At 73.4% G+C, this 23,374-nt stretch carries 22 protein-coding genes; 3 read left to right on the top strand and 19 right to left on the bottom strand.

Annotation, left to right across the window (positions count from 1 at the left end):
- From BXA03_RS22180 to BXA03_RS22165, 4 genes are all read right to left on the bottom strand, one after another.
- On the bottom strand, positions 1-1,017 hold the full coding sequence (locus tag BXA03_RS22180) for a chlorophyllide a reductase iron protein subunit X (protein ID WP_076511354.1): 1,017 nt from the start codon (positions 1,015-1,017) through the stop codon (positions 1-3).
- On the bottom strand, positions 1,017-1,967 hold the full coding sequence (gene bchC / locus BXA03_RS22175) for a chlorophyll synthesis pathway protein BchC (RefSeq protein WP_076511353.1): 951 nt from the start codon (positions 1,965-1,967) through the stop codon (positions 1,017-1,019). The genes BXA03_RS22180 and bchC overlap by 1 nt, the downstream gene beginning before the upstream one ends.
- A gap of 75 nt (positions 1,968-2,042) precedes the next feature.
- Positions 2,043-3,248: a methyltransferase gene (locus BXA03_RS22170; RefSeq protein ID WP_076511352.1), complete on the bottom strand. Its 1,206-nt coding sequence runs from the start codon at positions 3,246-3,248 to the stop codon at positions 2,043-2,045.
- Positions 3,245-4,132 (bottom strand): polyprenyl synthetase family protein, encoded by an 888-nt coding sequence (locus BXA03_RS22165; RefSeq protein WP_076511351.1) that lies wholly within the window; start codon positions 4,130-4,132, stop codon positions 3,245-3,247. The genes BXA03_RS22170 and BXA03_RS22165 overlap by 4 nt, the downstream gene beginning before the upstream one ends.
- Before the next feature lie 106 nt (positions 4,133-4,238).
- Between BXA03_RS22165 and crtD the strand changes: the two genes are divergently transcribed.
- Positions 4,239-5,858 (top strand): 1-hydroxycarotenoid 3,4-desaturase CrtD, encoded by a 1,620-nt coding sequence (gene crtD, locus BXA03_RS22160; RefSeq protein ID WP_083716250.1) that lies wholly within the window; start codon positions 4,239-4,241, stop codon positions 5,856-5,858.
- Positions 5,855-6,772 (top strand): hypothetical protein, encoded by a 918-nt coding sequence (locus BXA03_RS22155; protein WP_076511349.1) that lies wholly within the window; start codon positions 5,855-5,857, stop codon positions 6,770-6,772. The genes crtD and BXA03_RS22155 overlap by 4 nt, the downstream gene beginning before the upstream one ends.
- Before the next feature lie 66 nt (positions 6,773-6,838).
- Here BXA03_RS22155 and BXA03_RS22150 read toward each other — a convergent pair whose 3' ends face one another.
- From BXA03_RS22150 to BXA03_RS22135, 5 genes are read right to left on the bottom strand one after another with little or no spacing between them, the layout of a single operon-like run.
- Complete coding sequence (locus tag BXA03_RS22150; RefSeq protein ID WP_076511348.1) at positions 6,839-7,813, bottom strand: NAD(P)H-binding protein; 975 nt, start codon at positions 7,811-7,813, stop codon at positions 6,839-6,841.
- A 1-nt stretch (position 7,814) separates the two neighbouring features.
- Positions 7,815-7,949, bottom strand: a complete 135-nt coding sequence (locus BXA03_RS27450) for a hypothetical protein (RefSeq protein ID WP_255377215.1) — start codon at positions 7,947-7,949, stop codon at positions 7,815-7,817.
- Positions 7,950-7,957: 8 nt separating this feature from the next.
- Positions 7,958-9,256, bottom strand: coding sequence for a glutamyl-tRNA reductase (gene hemA / locus BXA03_RS22145; protein WP_076511347.1), 1,299 nt, complete (start codon positions 9,254-9,256; stop codon positions 7,958-7,960).
- Positions 9,253-10,329: a phytoene/squalene synthase family protein gene (locus BXA03_RS22140; protein ID WP_076511346.1), complete on the bottom strand. Its 1,077-nt coding sequence runs from the start codon at positions 10,327-10,329 to the stop codon at positions 9,253-9,255. The genes hemA and BXA03_RS22140 overlap by 4 nt, the downstream gene beginning before the upstream one ends.
- Positions 10,301-11,869: a phytoene desaturase gene (locus tag BXA03_RS22135; RefSeq protein WP_076511345.1), complete on the bottom strand. Its 1,569-nt coding sequence runs from the start codon at positions 11,867-11,869 to the stop codon at positions 10,301-10,303. The genes BXA03_RS22140 and BXA03_RS22135 overlap by 29 nt, the downstream gene beginning before the upstream one ends.
- A gap of 66 nt (positions 11,870-11,935) precedes the next feature.
- Here BXA03_RS22135 and bchO point away from each other — a divergent pair, with 66 nt between their 5' ends.
- Positions 11,936-12,787 (top strand): alpha/beta fold hydrolase BchO, encoded by an 852-nt coding sequence (bchO, locus tag BXA03_RS22130; RefSeq protein ID WP_159444740.1) that lies wholly within the window; start codon positions 11,936-11,938, stop codon positions 12,785-12,787.
- On the opposite strand, the gene BXA03_RS22125 is transcribed toward bchO, so the two are convergent.
- The 10 genes from BXA03_RS22125 to BXA03_RS22080 all read right to left on the bottom strand — a co-directional run bounded on the left by BXA03_RS22125 (position 12,771) and on the right by BXA03_RS22080 (position 23,310).
- Positions 12,771-14,525 carry a magnesium chelatase subunit D gene (locus tag BXA03_RS22125; protein ID WP_200803419.1) on the bottom strand — a complete coding sequence of 585 codons (1,755 nt, stop codon included), beginning with the start codon at positions 14,523-14,525 and terminating at the stop codon, positions 12,771-12,773. The genes bchO and BXA03_RS22125 overlap by 17 nt on opposite strands.
- Positions 14,522-15,520, bottom strand: a complete 999-nt coding sequence (gene bchI, locus BXA03_RS22120; RefSeq protein ID WP_076511407.1) for a magnesium chelatase ATPase subunit I — start codon at positions 15,518-15,520, stop codon at positions 14,522-14,524. Before bchI ends, BXA03_RS22125 begins: the two co-directional genes overlap by 4 nt.
- A gap of 19 nt (positions 15,521-15,539) precedes the next feature.
- Complete coding sequence (locus tag BXA03_RS22115; protein WP_076511343.1) at positions 15,540-16,856, bottom strand: DUF3422 family protein; 1,317 nt, start codon at positions 16,854-16,856, stop codon at positions 15,540-15,542.
- Positions 16,857-16,874: 18 nt separating this feature from the next.
- The gene (locus BXA03_RS22110; RefSeq protein WP_076511342.1) at positions 16,875-17,180 is read right to left on the bottom strand and encodes a high-potential iron-sulfur protein; all 306 of its coding nucleotides are present in this window, start codon (positions 17,178-17,180) and stop codon (positions 16,875-16,877) included.
- Entirely contained in the window at positions 17,177-17,467 is a 291-nt protein-coding gene (locus BXA03_RS22105) for a hypothetical protein (RefSeq protein ID WP_076511341.1), read from the bottom strand. Before BXA03_RS22105 ends, BXA03_RS22110 begins: the two co-directional genes overlap by 4 nt.
- Positions 17,468-17,546: 79 nt before the next feature.
- Positions 17,547-18,746: a geranylgeranyl diphosphate reductase gene (locus BXA03_RS22100; protein WP_076511340.1), complete on the bottom strand. Its 1,200-nt coding sequence runs from the start codon at positions 18,744-18,746 to the stop codon at positions 17,547-17,549.
- Positions 18,743-20,086, bottom strand: coding sequence for a BCD family MFS transporter (locus BXA03_RS22095; RefSeq protein ID WP_076511339.1), 1,344 nt, complete (start codon positions 20,084-20,086; stop codon positions 18,743-18,745). The genes BXA03_RS22100 and BXA03_RS22095 overlap by 4 nt, the downstream gene beginning before the upstream one ends.
- Positions 20,087-20,962, bottom strand: coding sequence for a chlorophyll synthase ChlG (gene chlG / locus BXA03_RS22090; RefSeq protein WP_076511406.1), 876 nt, complete (start codon positions 20,960-20,962; stop codon positions 20,087-20,089).
- A 74-nt stretch (positions 20,963-21,036) separates the two neighbouring features.
- Entirely contained in the window at positions 21,037-22,488 is a 1,452-nt protein-coding gene (gene ppsR, locus BXA03_RS22085) for a transcriptional regulator PpsR (protein ID WP_234983798.1), read from the bottom strand.
- Between the two features lie 66 nt (positions 22,489-22,554).
- Entirely contained in the window at positions 22,555-23,310 is a 756-nt protein-coding gene (locus BXA03_RS22080; protein ID WP_076511337.1) for a cobalamin B12-binding domain-containing protein, read from the bottom strand.
- Positions 23,311-23,374 lie beyond the last annotated feature (64 nt).

Below are 23,374 nucleotides of genomic sequence, written 5' to 3'. Positions count from 1 at the left end.
TCAGGCGGCGTCGTAGACGACTTCGAGCGAAGGGCGCGCGATGGCGCTCGGCCCCACCATGTCGGCCAGCGTGGCCGGTTCCATGACGAAGTCGCGGCCCGTGGTCTCGGCACTGAACAGGCCCAGCAGCTGGTCCTGCGTGAGCGGGCGCGGGCGCACCGGTGGCGCCTCGGCGACCTGCGTCGCCAGGCCTTCGAACAGGCTTGCCCAGGCGGTGCCGGGGCGGCCGATGATCTCGTAGCTGGCGCTCTTGCGGCGGATGTCGTCGTGCGCCGGGATGGCCGCCAGCACCGGCACGCCGGCCTGCGCCGCGAAGGCCGCGGCCTCGCCGGTGCCGTCGTCCTTGTTGATGACGATGCCGGCCACACCCACGTTGCCGCCCAGCTTGCGGAAGTACTCCACCGCCGAGCAGACGTTGTTGGCCACGTACAGCGACTGCAGGTCGTTGCTGCCCACCACGATCACCTTCTGGCACATGTCGCGCGCAATCGGCAGGCCGAAGCCGCCGCACACCACGTCGCCCAGGAAGTCCAGCAGCACGAAGTCGAAGCCCCAGTCGTGGAAGCCCAGCTTCTCCAGCGTCTCGAAGCCATGGATGATCCCGCGCCCCCCGCAGCCCCGGCCCACCTCGGGGCCGCCCAGCTCCATCGCATAGACGCCGTCACGCTTGAAGCACACGTCGCCGATGGCCACGGTCTCGCCGGCCAGCTTCTTCTTCGAGCTGGTCTCGATGATGGTCGGGCAGGCCTTGCCGCCGAACAGCAGGCTGGTGGTGTCGCTCTTGGGGTCGCAGCCGATCAGCAGCACCTTCTTGCCCTGCTGGGCCAGCATGTAGCTCAGGTTGGCGAGCGTGAAGCTCTTGCCGATGCCGCCCTTGCCGTAGATCGCGATGATCTGCGTGGTCTTGACAGCCGGGCCGGTGGCGACGGGGTCGGGCTCGATGGCCGCCTCGCCGCGCAGGATCTCCGCGTGGGACTGGAAGCGCAGCGTGGCTTCGCCGTTCAGGATCGCATTCATCAGTGGCTCCTCCAGTCCAGGACCATCTTCAGGCAGGCGGCATCGCCGAAGGCCTGGCCGTAGGCCATGCCGGCATCGGCCGCGGGCAGCACATGGGTGAGCAGGCCGTCGAGCGTCAGGCGCCCGTCCGCCAGCAGCATCACCACGGCCGCCAGGTCGGCAGGCTTCCATTCGGCGGCCACGCGCACGCGGGCCTCGCGCATGAAGGCGGGTACGAAGTTCAGCGACAGCGGCCGCGCATAGAAGCCGGCCAGCACCACCTCGCCCCCCGGGGCCAGGCGGCCGATCAGCGTGTCGAGCAGGTCGGCGTCGCCCGACACGTCGTAGATGGCGCCGTAGTCGCGCCGCGTGTCCTCGTCGGGATGCAGCACCTGGTAGCCCTGGGCGCCTTCGCGGCGTTGCGGGTCGGTCTCCCACACCCGCACGTCCGGGTTGCCGGCAGCGACGCTCAGGCGCGCCAGGAGGCGACCCAGCACGCCATGGCCCACGATGAGGTCGGGCGGCCGGTGGGGCGCACCGCGGCCACCGTCGGCCACGGCGTGGTAGGCGGTGGCGGCCAGCGCCATCAGCACCGCTTCGGCGCCCAGGCCGCCCGGTACCGGCACGGCCTTGGCCGCCGGCACCACCAGGTGCGAGGCGGAGGCGCCGAACAGGCCGCGCACCTCGCCATAGCAGCGTGCACCCGGCACGAAGACGCGCTCGCCCACCCGGCTTGCGCCCGCAGGGCCCGCGGCCAGCACGCGGCCCACGGCCTCGTAGCCCGGCACGAGCGGATAGCCCATGCCCGGGAACATGGGCATCTCGCCGCGCCACAGCAGCCGCTCGGTGCCGGTGCTGATGCCGCTCCATTCCACGCCGACGACCACCTCGTCGTCCTGCGGCTGGGGCAGCGGCAGGTCGCGCAGGCTGAGCCGCTCCGGCGCGTCGAGCACGACCGCCAGCGTATTCATGGGCGGACTCCAGCGCGTGGGCGGGAAAGCGACGGCGAGGTCATGTGAGTCATAGTAAGTAGACATCGTTCTATGTCAACTCTGATTTACACCCAAGGTGCTGGAATCGTGCGCCGTGGCGACGATCAGCCCGCTCTGCAGCGGCATGGGCGTGGGTCGCACGGCGATGCCGGTGAACCCGCTGTCGCTCAGCAAGGCCCGCAGTTGCGCGGGCGTGCGGGCGTGGCCGCTGCCCATGGCCCACAGGTACATGCCGAAATAGGCGGCGCCGACGTTGCGCGCGCCGGGGGCCTCGGCCATCGGCTCGGCGATCAGCAGCCGCCCGCCCACAGGCAGGGCCGCGCGGACGGCCTTCAGCAGGCGCAGCGCGGCCTCGTCGTCGTGGTCGTGCAGCACCCGCACCAGGCTCACCACGTCGCAGCCGGTGGGCAGCGCGTCGCGCAGGAAGTCGCCGCCGGTGGCCGTGCACCGGACGGCCAGGCCTTCGCGCGCGAAGCGCGCCTCGGCCCGCCGCGCCACCGCCGGCAGGTCGAAGACCTGCACCCGCAGCGAGGGCGACGCCAGCGCCAGGCAGCTGGCCAGCGCGCCTTCGCCGCCGCCCACGTCCAGCCAGCGCCGGTGGCCGCGCACGCGATAGGCCTGCAGCAACTGCGCCGCGACGAAGGGCACCGAGCTGGCCATGAGCCGCGAATAGGCAGCCACCTGCGCATCGGCCAGCTGCGACGGGTCCGCGGCGCGGGCGTAGGGCCACATCGCCGACAGCGCGCCGCCGGCCGTGCGGGCGCCCGGCGTCTGCCGCAGCAGCGCGACCGGATCGACCATGTCCCGGTACAGCGCCTCGTGGTGTTCCACCATGGCCGCCAGACCGGCATTGCCGACCATCGGTGCGCCGAGGGCGCCCAAGCCGTAGCGCTCGTTCCTGCGATGCTCGATCAGGTCGAGGGCGCAGGCGGCCTCCAGCAGCCGCTGCATCGCCGGCAGCGGCAGCGCGGTGGCGGCAGCCAGGTCATCGGCCGACTGGGGGCCGTGCTGCGCCAGCCGCTCGAACAGGTCCAGCCGCACGCAGGCCAGCAGCACCTGGCTGTAGACGAAACCCGAGACGAGGTCGAACAGCCGCGCGGCGCGCCGCCGGGCCACCCAGCGCGTCGGCGCGAAGCGTTCCGCCCACTGCCGGAAGGCGGGGCTGGCCAGCAGCCGGTCGCGCAGGCGCAGCCATGCGTCCTGCCAGTGGGCCGGCCCGCCCTCCGCGGTGCGGTCCGGCACGCGCCCGAGCGCCGTCATGCCCCCACCGGCAGCGGTCGGCTCGCCAGGCTGCGCACCGCCGCGGGCAGCAGGCGCTCGCCCTGCAGCGCGATGAGCCGACGCAGCCCCTGCGCGCCGTTGCATGGCGGCACCCGGGCCTGCGTGACCGCGACCAGCCGCTCGAACTCGGCCAGCGCGCCTTCCAGGCCCAGGGCACGCGCGATGCTGGGCCGGTCGAGCCGCACGTCCTGCCCGGCCGGCTTGCCCAGCGCCTGCGCGTCGCCCAGCATGTCGCGGATGTCGTCGGCCACCTGGTAGGCCTGGCCCAGTTGCTGGCCCATGGCCCGCCAGGGCTCGGGGTTGGCGCCGGCGGCCTGCGCGCCAGCCATGGTGGCGGCCGCGAAGAGAGCCCCCGTCTTGGCCTGCAGGTAGTCGTCCAGCACCACCTGGGGTTCGCATTCCCAGCTCTGGCCGGCGCAGATGCCGTGCGGCATGCCCACACCCTGGGCGATGGTCTGCAGCAGCCCCGACAGCCGCAGCGGCTGCTGGGCCGCGCCGCGCGCCAGGCACTGGAAGGCCAGCACGATCAGGCCGTCGCCGGCCAGCACCGCGAGCCGCTCGCCATAGACGGCATGGGTGGACGGCTGGCCGCGGCGCACCGCCGCATCGTCGAAACAGGGCAGGTCGTCATGCACGAGCGAGGCGCAATGCAGCAGCTCGATGGCCGAGGCGGCCGCATCGGCCAGCGCCGGCGCGTCGTCGCCGCAGGCCTGCGCCACGGCCAGCACCAACTGGGGCCGCACGCGCGCGCCACCCGGAAACACGGCATGGCGCATGGCGGCAGCCAGGCGCGGCGGATGGCCGGGCGCCATGCAGGCGTCGAGGCTGGCGCGCAGCGCGGATTCGATGCGGTCGGAAGGCATGCGTGGACTCCTGGTGGCGCGATGGCTGCGGACATCACCACAGTCGTCACTTATGCAATACATTCTTTGATGTCAATTAGATTAGACACATCGGAATCCAGCGTCAATGCACCACGACCCGTCCTCCCGACGCAGCGCCGCGTCCCATGCGCCCGGCACTGCCCGCGCCGTGGTGGTGGGCGCGGGCGCCGGCGGGCTCAGCGCCGCCGCCGTGCTGGCTCACGCGGGCCTGGACGTGACGGTGCTCGACCGTGCCGCAGGGCCGGGCGGCAAGGCCTGCCTCCGCCAGGTGGGCCCGCATCGCCTGGATGCCGGGCCGACGGTGCTGACCATGCGCTGGGTGTTCGAGCAACTGTTCGACACCCTCGGCCAGTCGCTCGCCCCGGGCCTCGCCCTCACGCCCTGCCGCGTGCTGGCCCGCCATGCCTGGGGACCCGCGGCCAGCGACCGGCTGGACCTCCTGGCCGATCTGCAGGCCAGCACCGACGCCATCGGCACCTTCAGCGGTGCGGCCGAAGCGCGGCGCTACCTCGCCTTCTGCGCCCAGGCGCAGGCCATGTACGAGGCGCTGGAATCGACCTTCATCGCCGCAAGCCGGCCCACGCCGCTGGGCCTGACCACCCGCATGCTGCGCCGCGGCCTGTCGGGCGCGCGGGCGCTGTCGCGCATCCAACCCTTCCAGACGCTGTGGCAGGCACTGGGCGGCCATTTCCACGATCCGCGGCTGCGCCAGCTCTTCGGCCGCTACGCCACCTATTGCGGCTCGTCGCCATTCGACGCGCCGGCCACGCTGATGCTGGTGGCCCATGTGGAGCGCGAGGCCGTGTGGCAGGTCGAAGGCGGCATGCACCGCGTGGCCGAGGTGCTGGCCGACGCCGCACGCGAGCAGGGCGCGCAGCTGCGCTTCGGCCACGAGGTGCGCGAGATCACCGTGCGCGGCGGACGGGCGAGCGGCGTGCGCCTGGCCGATGGCGAAGTGCTGCCGGCCGACATCGTCGTCTTCAACGGCGATGCCGACGCGCTGGCGCAGGGACTGCTCGGCGGCGGCGTGCGCACGGCCACGGGTGCCGCGCCGCTGCGCCCGCAACAGCGCTCGCTGTCGGCCGTCACCTGGCACCAGGTGGCCCGGGCCGAAGGCTTTGCGCTGTCGCACCACAACGTCTTCTTCAGCGACCCCGCCCACGACGGCTACCGGCGCGAATTCGACGCGCTGCAGGCCGGCCGCCTGCCCGCATCGCCCACCGTCTACCTGTGCGCCCAGGACCGGCTCGCCACGCCGGACGGGCAGGCGCCGACCGGCCCCGAGCGCCTGATGCTGCTGGTCAATGCACCGGCCCGCGCCGACACGCATCCCCTCGACGAGAAGGAGTTGACGTCATGCGAACAGCAGATCCGACATCGGTTGGCGCAGGCCGGCCTGACGCTCCAGCCTGGCCCGTGGACGGCCGAGCGCACGACACCGACCCAGTTCGCGGCCGCCTACCCCGGGTCGGCGGGCGCGCTCTATGGCCGGGCGAGCCAGGGCTGGCAGGCGACCTTCCAGCGGCCGGCCCAGCGCAGCGCGGTACCGGGCCTGTACCTCGCGGGTGGGAGCGTGCATCCCGGACCGGGAGTGCCGATGGCCTCGCTGTCGGGCCAGCTGGCGGCGCAGCAGATCCTCGAGGACCTGGCTTCGACCTCGCGGTCCCGCCGGGGGGCTACGCGTGGTGGTACGTCGACGCGATGAGCGACCCGCTGCCGGACGGCAGCACCTGGGCCCTGAGCCTGATCGCCTTCATCGGCAGCGTGTTCTCGCCCTACTACGCCTGGCAACGCCGCCGCTGGGGCGACGACCAGGCGCTGGCCGAGGACCATGTGGCGGTGAACGTGTCGCTCTACCGCCGCGCGCCGGGCGCCCGCCATTTCGGCAAGTGGTGGACCATGACCGAACGCGGCCACCATGCCCTGGCGCGTGATCGCGACGCCCTGCGCATCGGCCCCAGCCGCCTGGCCTGGATGGACGACGGCGCGCTGCAGGTGCTGCTCGACGAACGGACCGCACCCTGGCCACGGCCGGTGCGCGGGCGCCTGACGTTGCGGCCGCATGCGCAGCCGGCGCGGGCCTTCCGCCTGCAGCAGGGCGGCCTGCACCACTGGCAGCCCATCGCGCCGTCGGCCCGCATCGAGGTCGACCTGCAGGCGCCCGCTACGCGCTGGGAGGGCGAGGCGTACATGGACAGCAACTGGGGTCGCCGCCCGCTGGCCCGCGACTTCGCCCGCTGGCACTGGGCCCGCCGCTGCGACCCTGGCGCCGGCTGCCGCGTGGTCTATGCGCTGGAGCCGCTGACCGGCGACGCGTCGACGCTGGACCTGCAGATCGACGGGCGGGGCAACGTCACTGCGCAGACGGCGCCACCGCGCTGCGACCTGCCCACGAGCGGCTGGGGCCTGGACCGGCAGACCTGCGCCGACCCGCGTCACCGGCCCGTGCTGGCGGCCACGCTCGAGTCCGGCCCCTTCTACTGCCGCAGCCTGCTGGACGACGCCCAGGGCGGCGCGCCGTGGATGCACGAGACGCTGGACCTGCTGCGCTTCCAGCATCCGCTGGTGCAGGCGATGCTGCCCTTCCGCATGCCACGGCGGGGCCGCCACGCGGGTTGAGGCCATCGGCCCGGGACGGGCCATGCCGGTCGGCTCACCCGTTCGGGCTGGGGTTGACTGACTGCTTCAGAACACCGCATGCACCCCGCGCGCATCGGTCGCCTCGCCCTTGAGCAGAGCGGCGTAATGCGCAAACAGCGTGTCGCGGCCGGTCGAAGGCGTGGCCCCGGCGTCGTAGCACGCCCGCTGGGCGTCCCACACCAGCATCGACTCGTTGGCGTAGTAGCACCCGATGCGGGCCAGCTCGGCCTTGGCCGCCAGCGCGGGCACCCACCGTGCCGCCAGGCCCAGCCCGCCCGCGATGCCGTCCAGCAGCACGGGCGGCACCTGGCGGAAGCGCGGCGGACGGCCCAGCAGGGCGAACAGCGCCTCGCCCTGCTCCCGCGGCGTGATGGCCGGGCCCGGGCCGCCGATGGGCAGCACGCGGTTCCAGCGGCTGCGGTCCTGCAGGCAGTCGACCAGGTAATGGGCTAGGTCGGCGTCGCTGATCGGCTGGCAGGCCGTGCGCCTGCCATCGCCGAGCAGCAGGTAGGGCCGGCCCTGCCGCACGCGCTCGACCTGGCCCGACAGCGACTTGAAGAAGGCCGTGGGCCGCACGATGACACGGTCCATGCCCGAGGCCGCCAGTTCCCGCTCGAAAGCCAGCTTGGCCTGCTGGAAGGCCAGCCGCGGCTTCTGCACGCACAGCGCCGACAGCAGCACGAAGAGCGGCACGCCGACGTGTCGCGCGGCACGCATCACCTGGTGGTGGGCCATGAAGTCCACCGCCCAGGCGTCGGCCGGCTCGCCGCTGCGCGAGGCCATGCACGAGAGCACCGCGTCGAAGCGCTCGCCACGCCTGAAGACCGAGGCCGCCAGCCAGGCCGGATCGGCGACGTCGCCGAAGCGCAGGCTCGCCGGCGACGATCGCGCGGCGGCCGGCACCTGCGCCTGCGGACGCAGCACGCACACCACCTCGTGACCACGCGCCCGCAAGGCCGCCGCGGTCGCGCCGCCGATGGTGCCGCTGGCACCGAGCAGGAGCACGCGCAACCGGGTCATGTCAGTCCGCCTCCTGATCGGGCCGCTGCGGCTGACGGGCCTTCCAGCGCCGCCAGTCCCACCATTGCCACACCGCCCAGCCGATGACCCCGCCGAAGACCAGCAGCAGCTCGATCAGGCCGAACCACGACTGCATGGGCGCATTCAGTGCGGCGCACTGCCCTCGCCCAGGAAGCAGCGCCGCGCGGCCGCCGCCCAGTCGCGGTGATCGGCGCCGCGGCTGGCATGCAGGCCGGCCAGCGCGCCATGCATCATCTTGGCGCTCAGGCTGCCGGAGAGCTGTTCCAGCACCTGCTCCACGTCCTCGCCGCGGGCCAGGGCGCGGCGGGCGCGCTCCAGCTCCAGCTGGCGCCACTGCTCGCTGCGCTCCCGCAGCGCCAGGATCAGCGGCACGCTGCAGCGCTGCTCCAGCCACTGGCTGAAGCGGTGCACGCCGGCATCGACCAGGGCCTCGGCCTGCTGCACCGCCGCCTGCCGGCGCGCGCCGCCCTGCTGCACATGGCGCGCCAGGTCGTCGACGGTGTAGAGGTACACGTCCTCCAGGCCGGCGACATCGGCCTCGATGTCGCGCGGCACGGCCAGGTCGATCATCAGCATCGGCTCGCGCCGGCGTGCGGCCAGCGCCCGCTTGACCGCGCCCAGGCCGATCAGCGGCAGGCTGCTGGCGGTGCAGCTGACCACGATGTCGAACTCGCCCAGGCGCAGGTCGAGCCCGCGCAGCGGCAGCAACTGCGCCCCCAGGCGCGCGGCCAGCTCCGCGCCGCGCTCGGCGCTGCGGTTGGCCACCGCGATCTGCTGCGGCGCCTGCGCCGCGAAATGGGTGGCCACCAGCTCGATCATCTCGCCCGCCCCGATGAACAGCACCCGGCGCTGGCCGATGTCGCCATAGAGCTGCTGCGCGATGCGCAGCGCCGCGGCGGCCATGCTCACCGCATGGGCGCCGATCTCGGTGCCGCTGCGCACCGCCTTGGCCACCGAGAAGCTGCGCTGGAAGAGCTGCTGCAGCGTGGGCCCGAGCACACCCACGCCCTCGGCCTCGCGCACGGCCTGCTTGAGCTGGCCCAGGATCTGCGGCTCGCCCAGCACCATCGAATCCAGCCCCGCCGCCACGCGGAAGGCATGGCGGGCCACGCCCTCGCCCTGCAGCTGGTAGCTGTGGGCCCGCACGGCCTCGGGGCTGCTGGCGCCCTCTTCGGCCAGCCAGGCCACCACGGGTTCGAGCAGGGCCGGCTGCGGCTCGGCCTGGGGCGCCAGCCCCAGGTAGAGCTCGGTGCGGTTGCAGGTCGACAAGATGGCCAGGCCGCTGGCCGGCGAATCGACCGCGGCCAGGTGCGCGCGCAACGCCTGCAGCCGCCCACCCAGCCGGTCGGCCGGAATGGCGAAGCGGCCCCGCAGGTCCAGCGGCGCACTCGCATGGTTCAGGCCCAGCGCCATCAGGCTCATTCCAGCTCTCCTCGCACGAGCCCCTGCCCGGGCCACCGGCGCGCCGCGCGCTCGTCGCGGGCCAGGCGCTCGAACAGATCGATCACGAATTCCGCGCGACCCGGCCGCTGCGGCATGGCCGAGGCCGCCACCGCATCGAGCAGCGGCTGGTTGGCCGGCAGGCCGGGTGCCTGCAGCGCGGTGTCGGAAGGCCACAGCTGCAGGCCGGCGCGGGCCATCAGCGCCGCCTTGCGCCAGCCCGGCACGCGCGCCCGGTGCCGCACGCCATCGCCGCCGGCACGGCGCACCGCGTGGCCGATGCCGGCGTAGAGCAGCCGGGCGGCATTGATGCCGGGCCGGCAGTCCAGCGGCAGGCAGCCGACGCCCGCGGCGGCCTGCGCGTAGAGCCGGTCGGCCTCGGCCAGCAGGCGCAGCACGACGGCGTCGATGCGTGGATCGGGCTGCGGCTTCGCAAGCCACGCCGCGGGATCGACGCCCGCCTCGCGCAGCCAATCGCGCGGCAGGTAGAGCCGGCCGTTGGCCGCGTCTTCACCGACGTCGCGCGCGATGTTCGACAGCTGCATGGCCACGCCCAGATCGCAGGCGCGGGCCAGGGCCTGCGGCGCGCGGGTCTCCATCAGCAGGCTCATCATGGCGCCGACCGCGCCGGCCACGCGGGCGGCGTAGGCCTGCAGTTGGGCCAGCGTGTCGTACTGGCGGCCTTCGACGTCCCAGGCCAGGCCGTCGATCAGGAAATCGGGCAAGGCCCGCGGCACGCCGTACATGGCCACCACGGCCGCCAGCGCCCGGTCGCTGGGCACGGTGGTGGGCGTGCCGGCGTAGACGCGGTCCAGCCGCTCGCGCAGCCGGTCCACCGCATCGCGTGGCGCCAGCGGCTCGTCCACCGCGTCATCGGCCAGCCGGCAGAAGCCGTAGAGCACGGTGGCCGGCTCGCGCACGCGCCGCGGCAGCAGCAGCGACGCGGCGTGGAAGGTGCGGCTGTTGTGGCGCAGGCTCGCGCGGCAGGCGGCCACGTCGGCGGCCCAGTGGCGGGCCAGATGCGGCTCAAGCCGGACGATGGGCGCGATGGCCATGGGGCATGTCCTGCGGATCGGTCTGGCCGCGGCGCAGCGCTTCGGCATGCGGCACCAGGCGGTCGAGCACCTTGGCCGAGGTCAGCACGCCGGGCAGGCCGGCGCCGGGGTGCGTGCCCGCACCCACCAGGTAGAGGTTGCGCACTTCTTCGCTGCGGTTGTGGGGGCGGAACCAGGCGCTCTGCGTGAGGTGCGGCGCGAAGGAGAAGGCCGCCCCCTTGACCGACAGCAGCCGGTCCTGGAAATCCTGCGGCGTGAGCATGCGCGAGGTGGCGATCTGCGCGTGCAGCCCCGGCAGCACCGTGGCGGCGAGCCGGTCGGCGATGGCGCGGCGGTAGGGCTCGGCGCGCTCGCGCCAGTCGGTGCCGCTGTCCAGGTGCGGCACCGGCGCCAGCACGTAGAAGGCATCGCAGCCCGGCGGGGCCAGGGCCGGGTCGGTGGCGGTGGGCCGGTGCAGGTACAGGCTGAAGTCGTCGGCCAGGTGCTGCTTCACGAAGATGTCGTCGAGCAGCCCGCGGTAGCGCGGCCCGAGCAGGATGCTGTGGTGCGCCACGTCCGGATATTGCCGCCGCGTGCCGAAGTACCAGACGAACAGGCTCATCGAATAGCGCGCGCGGCGCAGCCGTGCATCCGTCCAGCGCCGCCGCGGCACGCGGCCGAGCAGGCGGCCATAGGTGAAGGCGGCATCGGCGTTGGAGACCACCACGTCGGCCGCGATGCGCTCGCCGCTCGCCAGGCGCACGCCGCAGGCCGCGCCGCCCTCGGTCAGGATCTCCTCGACGGTGCTGTTGCATCGCACGCGGGCGCCCTGCCCTTCGAGCAGGCCGACCAGGCCCTGCACCAGCCGACCGGTGCCGCCCATGGCGAAATGCACGCCGAAGCGCCGCTCCAGGTGCGCGATCAGGCAGTAGACCGAGGTGGTCTGGAAGGGGTTGCCGCCCACCAGCAGCGACTGGAAGGTCAGCAGCACGCGCAGCTTCTCGTGGCGCACATGGCGGCAGGCCAGGCCGTAGACGGAGCGGTAGCCCTGCAGCCGCAGCAGCTGCGGCAGCGCCGCCGCCATGTCCGCGAAGCGGTCGAAGGGCTGGTCGCCCAGCTGCTCGAAGCCCACCGCATAGATCTCGCGGCTGGCCTCGAGGAAGCGCTCGTAGCCCGCCACGTCGTCCGGGGCGATGCGCGCGACCTCGGCCCGCATGGCGGCGGCATCGCCGCTGTAGTCGAACACGGTGCCGTCGTCGAAACGCACGCGGTAGAAGGGGCTGACGGGCCGCAGCGCCACGTCGTCGGCCAGCCGTCGGCCGCACAGCTGCCACAGTTCCTCGAACAGGAAGGGCGCGGTGATCACCGTCGGGCCGGCGTCGAAGGTGAAGCCGTCCTGCCGGTACACATAGGCGCGCCCGCCCGGCGCGTCCAGCCGCTCGAGCACGGTGACCCGGTAGCCGCGCGCACCCAGCCGGACGGCGGCCGCGAGGCCGCCGAAGCCGCTGCCGATGACCACCGCGTGAGGCCGGTCGTCACCTTGCCAAGCAGGTGTCAACATGAATCCGATCCTATTAGTGTCATGTTTGATTGACAATGGACCGGTATGCTCCTGAACCCTGAGCCCTTGCAAGCCGACGCCGCTGCCGCAGGCGGGCTGCGGTGGTGCGTCCGCCGCACACCGCCGCCCGACGCGCGGCCCTGCCTGCTCCTGCTGCACGGCACGGGTTCTTCGGGCCTGTCCTGGGCGGGCAGTGCCGCGCACCTGGCGCCGACATATTCCCTGCTGGTGCCGGACCTGCCCGGCCATGGCGGCACCGACGGCTTCGCCGATGGCGTGGCCAGCCTGCCGCGCATGGCCCGGGCCGTCGCCGCGCTGCTGCAGGCCCAGCAGGTGTCGCCTGTGGCGGTGGTGGGCCATTCGGCCGGGGCGGCGCTGATGCTGCGCCTGTGGCTGGATGGCGCCCTGCCCGACGCCCGCGCGCTGCTGAGCCTGAACGGCGCGCTGCTGCCGCTGCCCGGCGTGGCGGGCAGCGTCTTCCCGGTGCTCGCGCGGGCGCTCACGCGGGTGCCGATGCTGCCCTGGCTGGCCGCGCAGGCGGCCTCGCAACCGCGCGCGGTGCAACGGCTGGTGGATTCCACCGGCTCCCGCCTGGGCGCGGGCGAAGTCGCCCATTACCAGGGGCTGCTGCGGCAGCCTTCGCACCTGGCCGGCGCGCTCCAGATGATGGCCCACTGGGACGTGACGCCGCTGGTGCCGGCGCTGCGCCAGCGGCTGGCGCGCGAACCCATTCCGCTGATGCTGGCGGCCGGCCGGCGCGACACCACTGTGCCCTCCGCCCAGTCCGAGCAGGTGGCGCACGCGCTCCCAGGCGCGCTCTGGCGACCGCTGGAGGGACTGGGGCATTTGGCGCACGAGGAGGCGCCGGCGCTGGTGGCCGAGCTGCTCGGCGAGCTGATGCTCAGAGCATCGCGGTGACGGCCTGGTGCAGCGCCTGCGGCCGCCCCTGCGGCAGGGCCAGGTAACGCGCGCGCATCAGGCGGGCGAGCTCTGCCGACTCGGGCTGCGGCCGCACCGAGGTGTCGATCAGCAGACTCGGCATGCCGCTGCCGCCAAACTGCCGCGCCATCTGCCGCGCGTCGGCCATCGCCTGCGCCCGGCCGCCCTGCCCCTGCCGGTCGACGTTGGCACGCCCGTCCGTGAGGAAGACCAGTTGCGCCCGCGCGCCCTCGCGCGACTGCAGCCCGGCCGCCAGGCGCCAGCCCGCCTCGATGCCGGCGGCCAGGGGCGTGCCGCCGCCACCGGGCAGGTCCGTCAGGGCGCGCCGCGCGCGCACCAGCGAACGGGTGGGCGGCAGCAGCACCTCGGCCCCTGCGCCACGGAAGGCGACCAGCGCCACCTGGTCGCGCCGCACATAGCAGTCGGCCAGCAGCAGCTCGACAGCGCCCTTTGCTTCGGCCAGCCGGTGCAGCGCCTGCGAGCCCGAGGCGTCGACCACGAAGATGGTCGTGGTCTGCGCAGGCCGCTGGTGACGGCGCACATGCAGGTCGTCGCGGCGGATCTGCCACCGCGACGCGGCAGGGGGCAGGGATTGACGCATGCGCTCCTGCGCGCGGGCGCCCTGCCAGGGCAGGGCCGCGCGCAGGGTGGCGATCAGGTCCAGGCGCTGGGCGCCGCGCGGCGGGCCGCGGCGCGATGGCAGTGGCCGGCCGGCGGTGGCCGCACGCGTGGCCTGGCCCTGGCGGCCACCGGAAGCGCCGCGCCGCGGACCGGCGCCGCTCGCGAGCAGGGCCAGCAGGTCGGCCGGCATGGCGGCCTGGGCGGCGGCGATCAGGCGCTCGTCCAGGGGCTGTGCGGGGCGTTCATCGGGTTCCGCGGCGGTGTCGGGCGGGTGGGCGTCGCGCGTTCCGGCAGGGTCCGCCTCGGGCGGCGTGGACGGGGATTCGCGGCCTGCGTCCGCCGGCCTCTGCGCCGCGTCGGCGGAGTCGCCCGATGGCGGCAGCGCGCGTGCACGCGGCGCGAGCACCAGGCGGGCCGCCAGCTCCGCGTCCTCGTGCGTCACCTGGGCGTGGCCTTGCCAGGCGGCGACGGCACAGGCGGCGCACCAGGCCTGCCAGGGGGCGCGCAGGCCGCCGATGCCGAGCGCCATGGCGCAGGCGTCCAGCGCCTGCGCCGTCGGATCATCGAAGCGCATCTGCCGCCAGCGCTCGCGTACCTCGGGCAGGCGGTCGCCGGGCGGTGGCTCGGGCCATGCCGCCTCCGGCGCACAGGTCTCCAAGCACAGGCCCAGCCGCTCGGCCAGGCAGACGGGCAGTGCTTCTTCCGGTCCCTGGCCCTCGTCCAGCGCGACCAGCAGGAAGCCGCCCTCGTCCAGGGCCTGGGCGAGCCGCCCGGCCAGGGCGGCACCGGCGCGCTCGGCCATCGGCAGCACCATCACGCCACCCTGCGCGCGCGCGAGCAGGCCCGGCTGCACCACGGTGCGGCCGGCCGCCAGGCTCAGGGCCAGGTCGGCGCCACCGAGCAGGCTGCCGTCGTCGACCTGCAGCGGGCAGCGCAGCCACGGGGCCGTGGGCGGCAGCAGTGCGCGCAGTGCATCGAACAGCGCGTCGCGCAACGGGCCCGGCGCACCCCGAAGCACCACGCCGCCCAGGCCGCGCGGGTCCAGCGCCAGCAGCCGCGCCGCCCAGCGTGCCGCCCGGTCGGCAGGGCCGGTCACGGCCAGAGCTCCGCCACCGCCTTCTCGATGCGCTCCGTGGAGCCGGTGTCGTCCAGCGGATCCCGGCGCATGCGGTGCCGCAGGGCCGGTGCGGCGATCCGGCGCAGGTGCGTGAGCTGCACGGCCGTGTCGCCATCGAGCGCCGCCAGCGCGCGCGCGGCGCGCATCAGCGTCAGCTCTCCGCGCAGGCCGTCGCTGCCCAGGTGCTGGCAGAGCGCGGCGCAGTGCATCAGCATCGCGTCGTCCACCGCCACGTCCTTGATCTGCGCGCGGGCCCGCACGATGCGGCGGCGCACCTTGGCATCCTCCTTGGCCCACTGGGCCTCGAAGGCCGCCGGGTCACGCTCGTAGGCATCGCGCCGCTTGATCACCGCCACCCGCTCGGGCAGCGCCGTCGGCGTGCGCACCTCCACCGACAGGCCGAAGCGGTCGAGCAGCTGGGGCCGCAGCTCGCCCTCTTCCGGGTTGCCGCTGCCGATGAGCACGAAGCGGGCCGGATGCCGCACGGACAGGCCGTCGCGCTCGACCACGTTCTCGCCCGACGCGGCCACGTCGATCAGCAGGTCGACCAGGTGGTCCTCCAGCAGGTTGACCTCGTCGATGTAGAGGAAGCCGCGATGGGCCCGCGCCAGCAGGCCGGGCTCGAAGACCTTCTGGCCGCTGGCCAGGGCACGCTCCAGGTCCAGCGCGCCGACGATGCGGTCTTCGCTCGCCCCCAAAGGCAGGTCGACCACGGGCACCGGCCGCGTCACCGGCTTCGCACCCGGCGTGCAGTGGCCGCAGCGCTTCGCCGGATCGCAGTGGTAGGGGCAGCCCTCGACCGCGCGCATGGGCGGGAGCAGGGCCGCCAGCGCGCGAACCGCCGTGCTCTTGCCGGTGCCGCGGTCGCCCAGCACCAGCACACCGCCCAGGGCCGGCTCGACGGCGGCCATCAGCACGGCCAGCTTCATCTCGTCCTGGCCGACGATCGCGCTGAAGGGAAAGGGTGCGGGCATCGGGTCTTTCGATAGGCGCTCAGTCGGCGCCGCTGTCATGCGCATGCCGACGGGCACGCCGGACGGCGAACAGGGCGAAGAGCGCGAACAGCGGCACGCTCAGGCCGACCACCATTGGCGTGTTCAGCGGCAGGCCCAACGCCTCGCCGCCCTTGACCAGGTAGCCGACCACGCCGGCGAGGTAGTAGACGATGGCAGCCACCGACAGGCCCTCCACCGTCTGCTGCAGTCGCAGCTGGAGGCGCGCCCGCCGGTCCATGCTGGCCAGCAGAGCGTTGTTCTGCCGCTCGCTAGCGATGCCCACGCGGGTGCTCAGCAGATGGCTCGCCTGCGACACGCGCTCCGACAGGTCGTGCAGGCGCTGCGACACGGTGGCCACGGTGGCGACCGCCGGCGTGAAGCGACGGGCCATGAACTCGCCGATGGACTGGTGCCCCGGCAGCCTGCGCTCGCGCAGTTCCTCGATGCGGGTGCGCACCAGCTCGGCATAGGCCCGGCAGGCGCCGAAGCGGAACTGGCTGGCCGACAGGCCGCTCTCGACCTCGGCGGCCAGGCGCGTCAGGGGCGCGAGCAGGGTCGCGTCGCCATCGTCGTCGGTGTCGCTGCCGGCGCGGGCGATGTCGTCGGTCAGGGCGGCCAGTGACTGCTCGATGGCCTGGATGCGCGGCGACAGCCGCCGCGCCATCGGAAAGGCCAACAGGGCCATCATGCGGTAGACCTCGATCTCCAGCAGCCGCTGCAGCATGCGCCCGGCCAGCATCGGGTCCATGCCGCAGTCGAAGAGGAGGCAACGGCCGAAGCCATCGACATGCAGGCGGAAGTCGGAGCAGGCCAGCGCCACGCCGCCGCCGATCTCCGACGCGACCAGCAGGTTGCCGCCGAAGGCGGACTGTTGAAGATGGGCCCAGTCGATGTCCTGGCCGGTGGGGGCCGGCAGGATCTCGGCATGGCAGGCATGCACGGTGCTGCCCGGCAGCCCGGCCAGCCAGCCCGACGGCAACCTCGCAGCGGCCACCTGCGCGAAGGGTGCATCGGCGTGTCCGGCGACCAGCACGGTGTAGGTGGAGAACTCGCCGTGCCGTTCCCACACCATGCGAAGCGCGCCAAGATTGCCGCTCCACTGCTGGTCGCCAGCCAGCGGTGGGGAGACGTGGCACTGCCGGCACAGGCGGCGAAGGTGTTCGAGCTCCTCGTCACGCGCGTCGGCGTCGATCAGCACGGCCACGTGGCTGGCACGGGCCGGGGCGGCGAGCGTCTCGGACGGTCTCGCATGCACCTCCAGCGCCAGCGCCGCACGCTCGGGCAGATCGGGCGGAAGCAGGCGCTGCAGCTGCATGCGACCCGCTCCGCAGCCTCAGGCCTTCTTGGCGAAGGCGCTGCACCAGCCCTTGGTGGACACCTGCTTGCCGGGGAACAGCGCGCAGGGTCCGCTCGCGGCGTCGGGCTTGCCCTGGAACAGGGCGCAGGCACCGCAATGGCTGCCGGCCACGTAGTTCTTGTACTTGGCCTTGTCGACGCGGGCCGCGTCGGACACATAGCCCAGCGACATGGCCTGGGCATCCTTCTCGTCGACCATGGCCTGCGACCAGGCGACGCGCGATGACAGCATGGCCGCGCCGGCCAGCGGCACGATGCGAATGAAACGACGACGGTTGTTCATGGTTTTCCTTCGTGGGGGGGAGAGACTGACAACGACGCACGGTCTTCGGTCTGCGCGGCCCAACGGCGCTTCAGGTCGATGACATGCACAAGACCGCCAGCGGCGAGCGCCAGCGCAACGCTGGCCGGCTGCGCGCCGGCGACGGCCAGGCGCAGCGCGACCATCAGGGCCAGTCCGGCCAGCAGGGTCCAGACCAGCGCGGGCCGTCGCAGGGCCAGCAGCATCACGAGTTCCAGCGCCGCAATGGCCAGCGCCGCGTCGACGAGGAGCGCAGTCGTGCCGGCCACGGCTCAGCCCTGCACCCTGCAGCGCCGCGATGTGCGCCAGCCCGGACCACAGGCCCGCACGCGTCCACCGGGAACGGCCTCAGGCACGGACCACCCCCAGGAGATGCGCCAGGTCCTTGAGGAAGATGCGCAGGTGCGCCAGCGGTCGCGCCCGCACCAGCCGCTTGTGCAGGTAGGCCTCGAACGTCAGGTGCTGGACGTCGCGGTCGCGGCAGATGCTGACGAAGCGCTCGCGACGGCCATCGCTGCCGTACCAGAAGCGCTGCATCAGCTCGAGCACCCAGAACACACGGCCATGCAGGCGCATGAACTGCCGACGCGGCTGCGCCAGCACCGCCGCGTCGGCACCCTGCAGCAGCGCCGCACATGCCTGGGCCGCGAGCCGGCCACTGAGCATGGCGTAGTAGATGCCTTCGCCCGACGCCGGCGCCACCACGCCCGCCGCATCGCCGGCCAGCACCACGTCGCGGCCGTTGTCCCAACGGGGCAGCGGCTTCATCGGGATCGGCGCACCCTCGCGCCGCAGCGTGGCGGCGGCGCCCAGCCCGACGCGCTCGCGCAGCTGGGTGACGCCCCGACGCAGCGAGAAGCCCCGGTCGGCACTGCCCGTGCCGATGCTGATGGTCGCGCCGTGCGGGAACACCCAGCCATAGAAGTCGGGCGAGAGCGTCGCGTCGTAGTGCACCTCGCAGCGGCTCGGCGCGACGGCGGCGGGCTGTGCCACGGGCGTCGCCACGATCTCGTGGTAGGCGAAGACACACCGCCCCTGCTGCGCGCCCGGCACCGTCTGCTGCGCGATGCGCGAGCGCGCACCGTCGGCGGCGACGACGACCCGGGTGCGCTGGCGCCGCACGCCGCCATCCGGCAGGTGGTGCACCACCACCGCCGTGCCATCCGGGTCGCGGTCGATGCGCTCGACGACCGCATCGACCCGCACGGCACCGTGGGCGGCCGCCCGGCGGCGCAGCCACGGGTCGAACTGCGCGCGGTCGACCATCCCGACGCAGCCGCCGTCGATGGGGATGTCGACCGTGCGGCGGCTGGGCGCAACCATCCGCGCCGATTCGGCCCGGGCCACCAGCAGCGAAGCCGGGATGGCGAATTCCTCCAGCAGGCGCGGCGGCACGGCGCCGCCGCAGGGCTTGATGCGGCCCTCGCGGTCGATCAGAAGCACGCGCCAACCGGCGCGCGCCAGATCGTCGGCGGCCGTGGCGCCGGCCGGGCCACCGCCGACCACCACGGCGTCGCAGGTGTCGACGTCGAACCCGGCGCCGCTCATGATGGGGCCCCTGGTCGGCCGTTGGCCACACCCGACAAGGCCACCCGGCGGCGCAACGGCGTCGCGGCCGCGCGCGTGGCCGGCTCGACCCCGGCGGCCAGCTGCGCCGCGCCCAGGAACAACACCGCCTCGAACAGGAACACGAGCGCGTAGGCATGGCCCACGTCGGCCAGCAGCCAGCGCGCGAGGTCGCTGGCGCCGGTGCCGACCAGCCCGCCGGCCGCGAAGGCCACCGCCTGCGCCGCGCCCCACACGCCCAGCCGCAGGCCTTCGGTGCCGCTGCGGCCCTCGCCGGCCAGCCGCATCATCGAGCCGATGGCGGCGATGGAGAAGGCGCCCGTCGCCGTTCCCAGCAGGAAAACGTTGGCCGCCAGCGGCCAACCCATGCCGATGCGCCCTGCCGCCGCCAGGCCGATCAATGCGGCGCCCGAAGCGATGCAGCCGCCGATGACCCACTGCCGCAGGCTGCCGAAGCCATGGCGCCCGGCCAGGGCTGCCAGCAGCATGCCGGCCAGCGTGCCGCCATGCTGGACCCCGGCCAGTTGCGTGGATGCGCCCGGCGTGTAGCCGAAGACGGCCCCGGCAAAGGGCTCCAGGATCAGGTCCTGGGCGCTGAAGGCCACCATCGACACGAACACGAAGAAGGTGAAGCGGCGCGCTTGCGGCTCCCGCCATACCTCGCGCAGGGCCGCACGGAACGGCGGCTGGGGCGTGGCCGGCACCTGGGACGCGGCCGGCACCGCGTCCTCCAGCCCCCACAGGGCCACGAAGGCCAGCAGGAGTGCGAGGGCCGACACAACCAGCGACACCATCACCAGCCGCTGCGGCGAATACGGATCGAGGAAGGCGCCCGCCCCGCCGGCCGTGACCACGAAGCCCGCGATCATCATGGTCCACACCGTGGTGGCCGCGCCCGCCCGCCGCTGCGGCGACACACGGCTGGCCAGCAGCGCCAGCAGCGACGTGCCTGCGGCCGCCACGCCCAGGCCGATCAGCACGAAGGCCACGGCCGCCAGCAGCATGCCCGCAAGCGGCGCGGACCCCATCCAGGCGGTAGCCACGGCGGCCAGCACGCCGCCTCCGGCCAGCACCGCCATGCCGCCCAGGATCCACGGCGAGCGGCGTCGACTGCCATCCGAGCCGTGGCCCATGCGGGGCCGGCTGACCTGCACTGCATAGTGCAGCGCCAGCAGGCAGCCGGGCAGCAGGGCCGGCAGGGCCAGTTCCACCACCATGACCCGGTTCAGGGTCGAGGTGGCCAGCACGACGACGGCGCCCAGCGCCATCTGCACCAGGCCCAGGCGCATCACGCCGCGCCAGCGGAGTTCAGGGACGTTCATTCATCCTCCCGAGCGCAGCGCGAAGGCGCTGACCAGCATGCCGATGACGAAGAAGTTGATGCCCAGCGCGCTGTACCAAGTGGCCCGCGCCAGCGGCGCCGCCAGGAAGCGGCGCATCAGCAGCAGCTGCACCGCCAGCAGCGCGCCGACCGCCGCCGCATGCACCTGCGCGTCCCAATGCCACAGCAGGCCGACCACCACGAGCTGCGGCAGCGCCATGGCCAGGCAGGCGACGCGGGCGGCGCCATCGACGCCCAACTGCACGGGCAGCGACGCGATGCCCATGCGGCGATCGCCATCGATGGACTTGAAGTCGTTGAGCGTCATGATCCCGTGCGCACCCAGGCTGTAGAGCAGCGCCAGCCCCAGCGACCGCGACCCGGGCCAGGTGCCGGCCGCCATCACGGCCGCGCCGGTGATCCACGCCAGGCCCTCGTAGCACAGGGCGCAGGCGCTGTTGCCCCACCAGCCATTGCGCTTGAGCCGCACGGGCGGTGCGCTGTAGGCCCAGGCCAGCAGCAGCCCCACGCAGGCGGCCAGCAGGGCCACCGGCCCCAGCACGCTGCCGAGCGCCAGCGACAGCAGCGTCCAGGCGATGGCGATGTACAGGCCCCACCGCCCGGGAAGGCGCCCGGAAGGAATGGGCCGCTGCGGCTCGTTGATGGCGTCGACATGCCGGTCGAACCAGTCGTTGACGGCCTGGCTGCTGGCGCACACCAGGGGCCCTGCGAGCAGCACGCCCGCGACGATCAGCAGCCAGCGCCCCTCGGTCGACGCACCCGACGCCACTACGCCGCATCCGAAGGCCCACATCGGCGGAAACCAGGTGATGGGCTTGAGCAGCTCGGCGATCGCGGACAGGCGCGGCAGTGGCATGCAGCCCATTCTGGGCTGACACATGCAAATGTCAATCTAGATTTACACCGAAGCCTGTCGGTGCCGCGCGCTGCTCAATCGGTGGCGTCGGCGGAAGGTTCGTGGATGCCGTACCGGCGCAGCTTGACGTACAGGCTCTGGCGCGACAGGCCGAGCATCTCGGCCGCCGAGGCGCGGTTGTCGCGGGTGATCTCGAGCGCCGCCTCGATGCACAGCCGCTCGATCAGGTCGGTGGTCTCGCCCACGATGTCGCGCAACGGCAGGCGGCCGACCAGGCCGGTGAGTTGGTCGGTCGAACGGGGCAGCTGCCGCTGGCTGCGCCCTTCGGCGGGCAGGCGACGCGTGACGTCGCGGATCGCGAAGCCCAGGCAGGGCTGCGGACCGTCGGCCACCGCCACGGCCGAGATCTCGATGGCCGTGGCCTGCCCGTCCCCGGCACGCAGCGTGGTCGGGAAAAGCCGCAGCACGCCGTGCTGACGCAGGTTGCCGATGAGCACGTTGAGGTCGACGGTCGAGCGACCGAGCCAGCGGTCGAGCATCTGGCCGACCGCCGCCTCGCCCGCGGGCAGTTGCAGCATGTCGACGAAGGCCTCGTTCGCCGCCAGAACACGGCCCTGCATGTCTGACAGCACGAAGGCATCGGGCATGGCATTGATCACATCCAGCAGCGAGCCCGACGTGGTGGAACCCGCCTCTGCCTGCAGCGCTGGCACCATGCGGATGAGCAGGAAATTGACGCCGTCCTGCTTGAACAGCGAGCCGACCAGGCGCACCTTCGCACCGCTGGCCAGGGTGACACCGGCCGCTTCGGCACGGCCCGCGCTGCGGGTCTGCGCGAACAGCAGCAGCACATCCGGCTGCGACTGGCTGCCGAACAGTTCAGGCGCCGGACGCAGGGCCAGCCGCCGCGCGGAGGTGCCCAGGAGCCGCGCGGCCGAGCCGTTGAGCTCCACGATGTTGAGCGAGCCGGCATCCACCACCACGAGAGGGTCCTCGACCGCCTCGAACAGAAGACGGTAGCGCGCCTCGGCCTGACGAAGGCGCTGGTAGTCGCGCTCCATCGACTGCTGTGCGTCGACCAGCCGCTGCTGGGCGGCTGCCAGCGTGCGCAGGTTGCGGCCCAGGGCCAGCAGGTGGCCGCTGGTGCCGACGGGCACGACGCGGTAGGCAATGGGTAGGTCGAGGCCGCCTGCGATGGGGTGGTTGACCTGGCGGGCGCCACCGGGCGGGGAGGATTCGGGCGTCTCGCCGCGCAGCGCGGCCGTCAGCGCCTGGATCTTCGGCCGGCTTTCGACCGTGACGGTGTCCACCCAGCGGCGACCCACCCAGCCCGGCGCCTCTGCGAGGTCATGGGCCGCGTCGGCGCCGACAACCACCTCGCGCACGACGCCCTGGGCGTCGATCAGCAGTCCCACGTCGGATGCCGCCTGCACCACCGTCGCCAGCATGCCCGACTCGGCATCGAGCATCTGGAGGTAGGCCTGCCCAGCGGGCGCGGGCGCCAGGGAGGAACTTGGGTTTGGCATCAACGGCTTTCGCAACTCCACTTCGCGGCAGCGCGAGGCTGCGTCGACAAATCAAAGGAAGGACCGTCAGCGCAGATCGGTCGGCCCGGATCGCTGCACGCCCTGCAACCACCGCTTGGCGAGGTCCACCGCCGCGCCCGCTGTCAGGGCAATGCCGTCTGCGCAGCAGCGTTGCGCGAGATCGGGTTGATCGAGGGCAAGCGGTCCGCCGACCAGGACGCCGAGCCGCTTGTGCAGGGACGCGGTGCGCAGTTCGACGATAACAGATGCCACCTGCTCGACATCGCTGTCGCAGGACAGGGACAGCGCCAGGATGTCGATGGATTCGCTGGCGAGGATGCCACGCAGTCCCGCCCAGTCCTGGGTGGTCGCCAGACGCGCATCCCAGCCGGCCAGCGCGAAGCATTCCGCCGCCACGGCCGCCCCGAAGGTGTGCTGGGCCCGCGGCGGCGCGGCGAACACGATCCGCGGGGCGTCGGCGGCGATGGCGGGGCGCTGCGCATGGACCTGCCGGTCCAGCGCCTGCTGCAACCTGCACAGGCCCGTCGTGACCTGCGCGAAGTCGAAGCTGTCGTCGCACCACCACTGGCCCATGAGGGCCGCGCAGGGCGACAGGAGTTCGAGCAGCACCTGGTGCGCGGTCGCGCCCGCGTCCTGAAGCGACTGCACATAGCGGATGGCGCACATGGGATCGTCCGAGACCGCCAGCTCCGCCAATGCGCGCACATGCTGGTGCGTCAGGACGATGCCATCGCGCCGGGCCGGCGCCGTGGTGTGGGCATGCATCAACAGCAGGCGCGGAATGATCTCGTGCTCGACCACGCGGGACAGCTGCTGGGCATGGCCACTGTTGTCGGAGACCAGCCGCGGCGTACCCCACGGACGG

This window comes from Pseudacidovorax sp. RU35E (genome assembly GCF_900156165.1).
Taxonomy (GTDB): domain Bacteria; phylum Pseudomonadota; class Gammaproteobacteria; order Burkholderiales; family Burkholderiaceae_C; genus Xenophilus.
The sequence above is the reverse complement of the archived record's forward strand: the minus strand, read 5'-3'. Positions and strand labels throughout refer to the sequence as shown.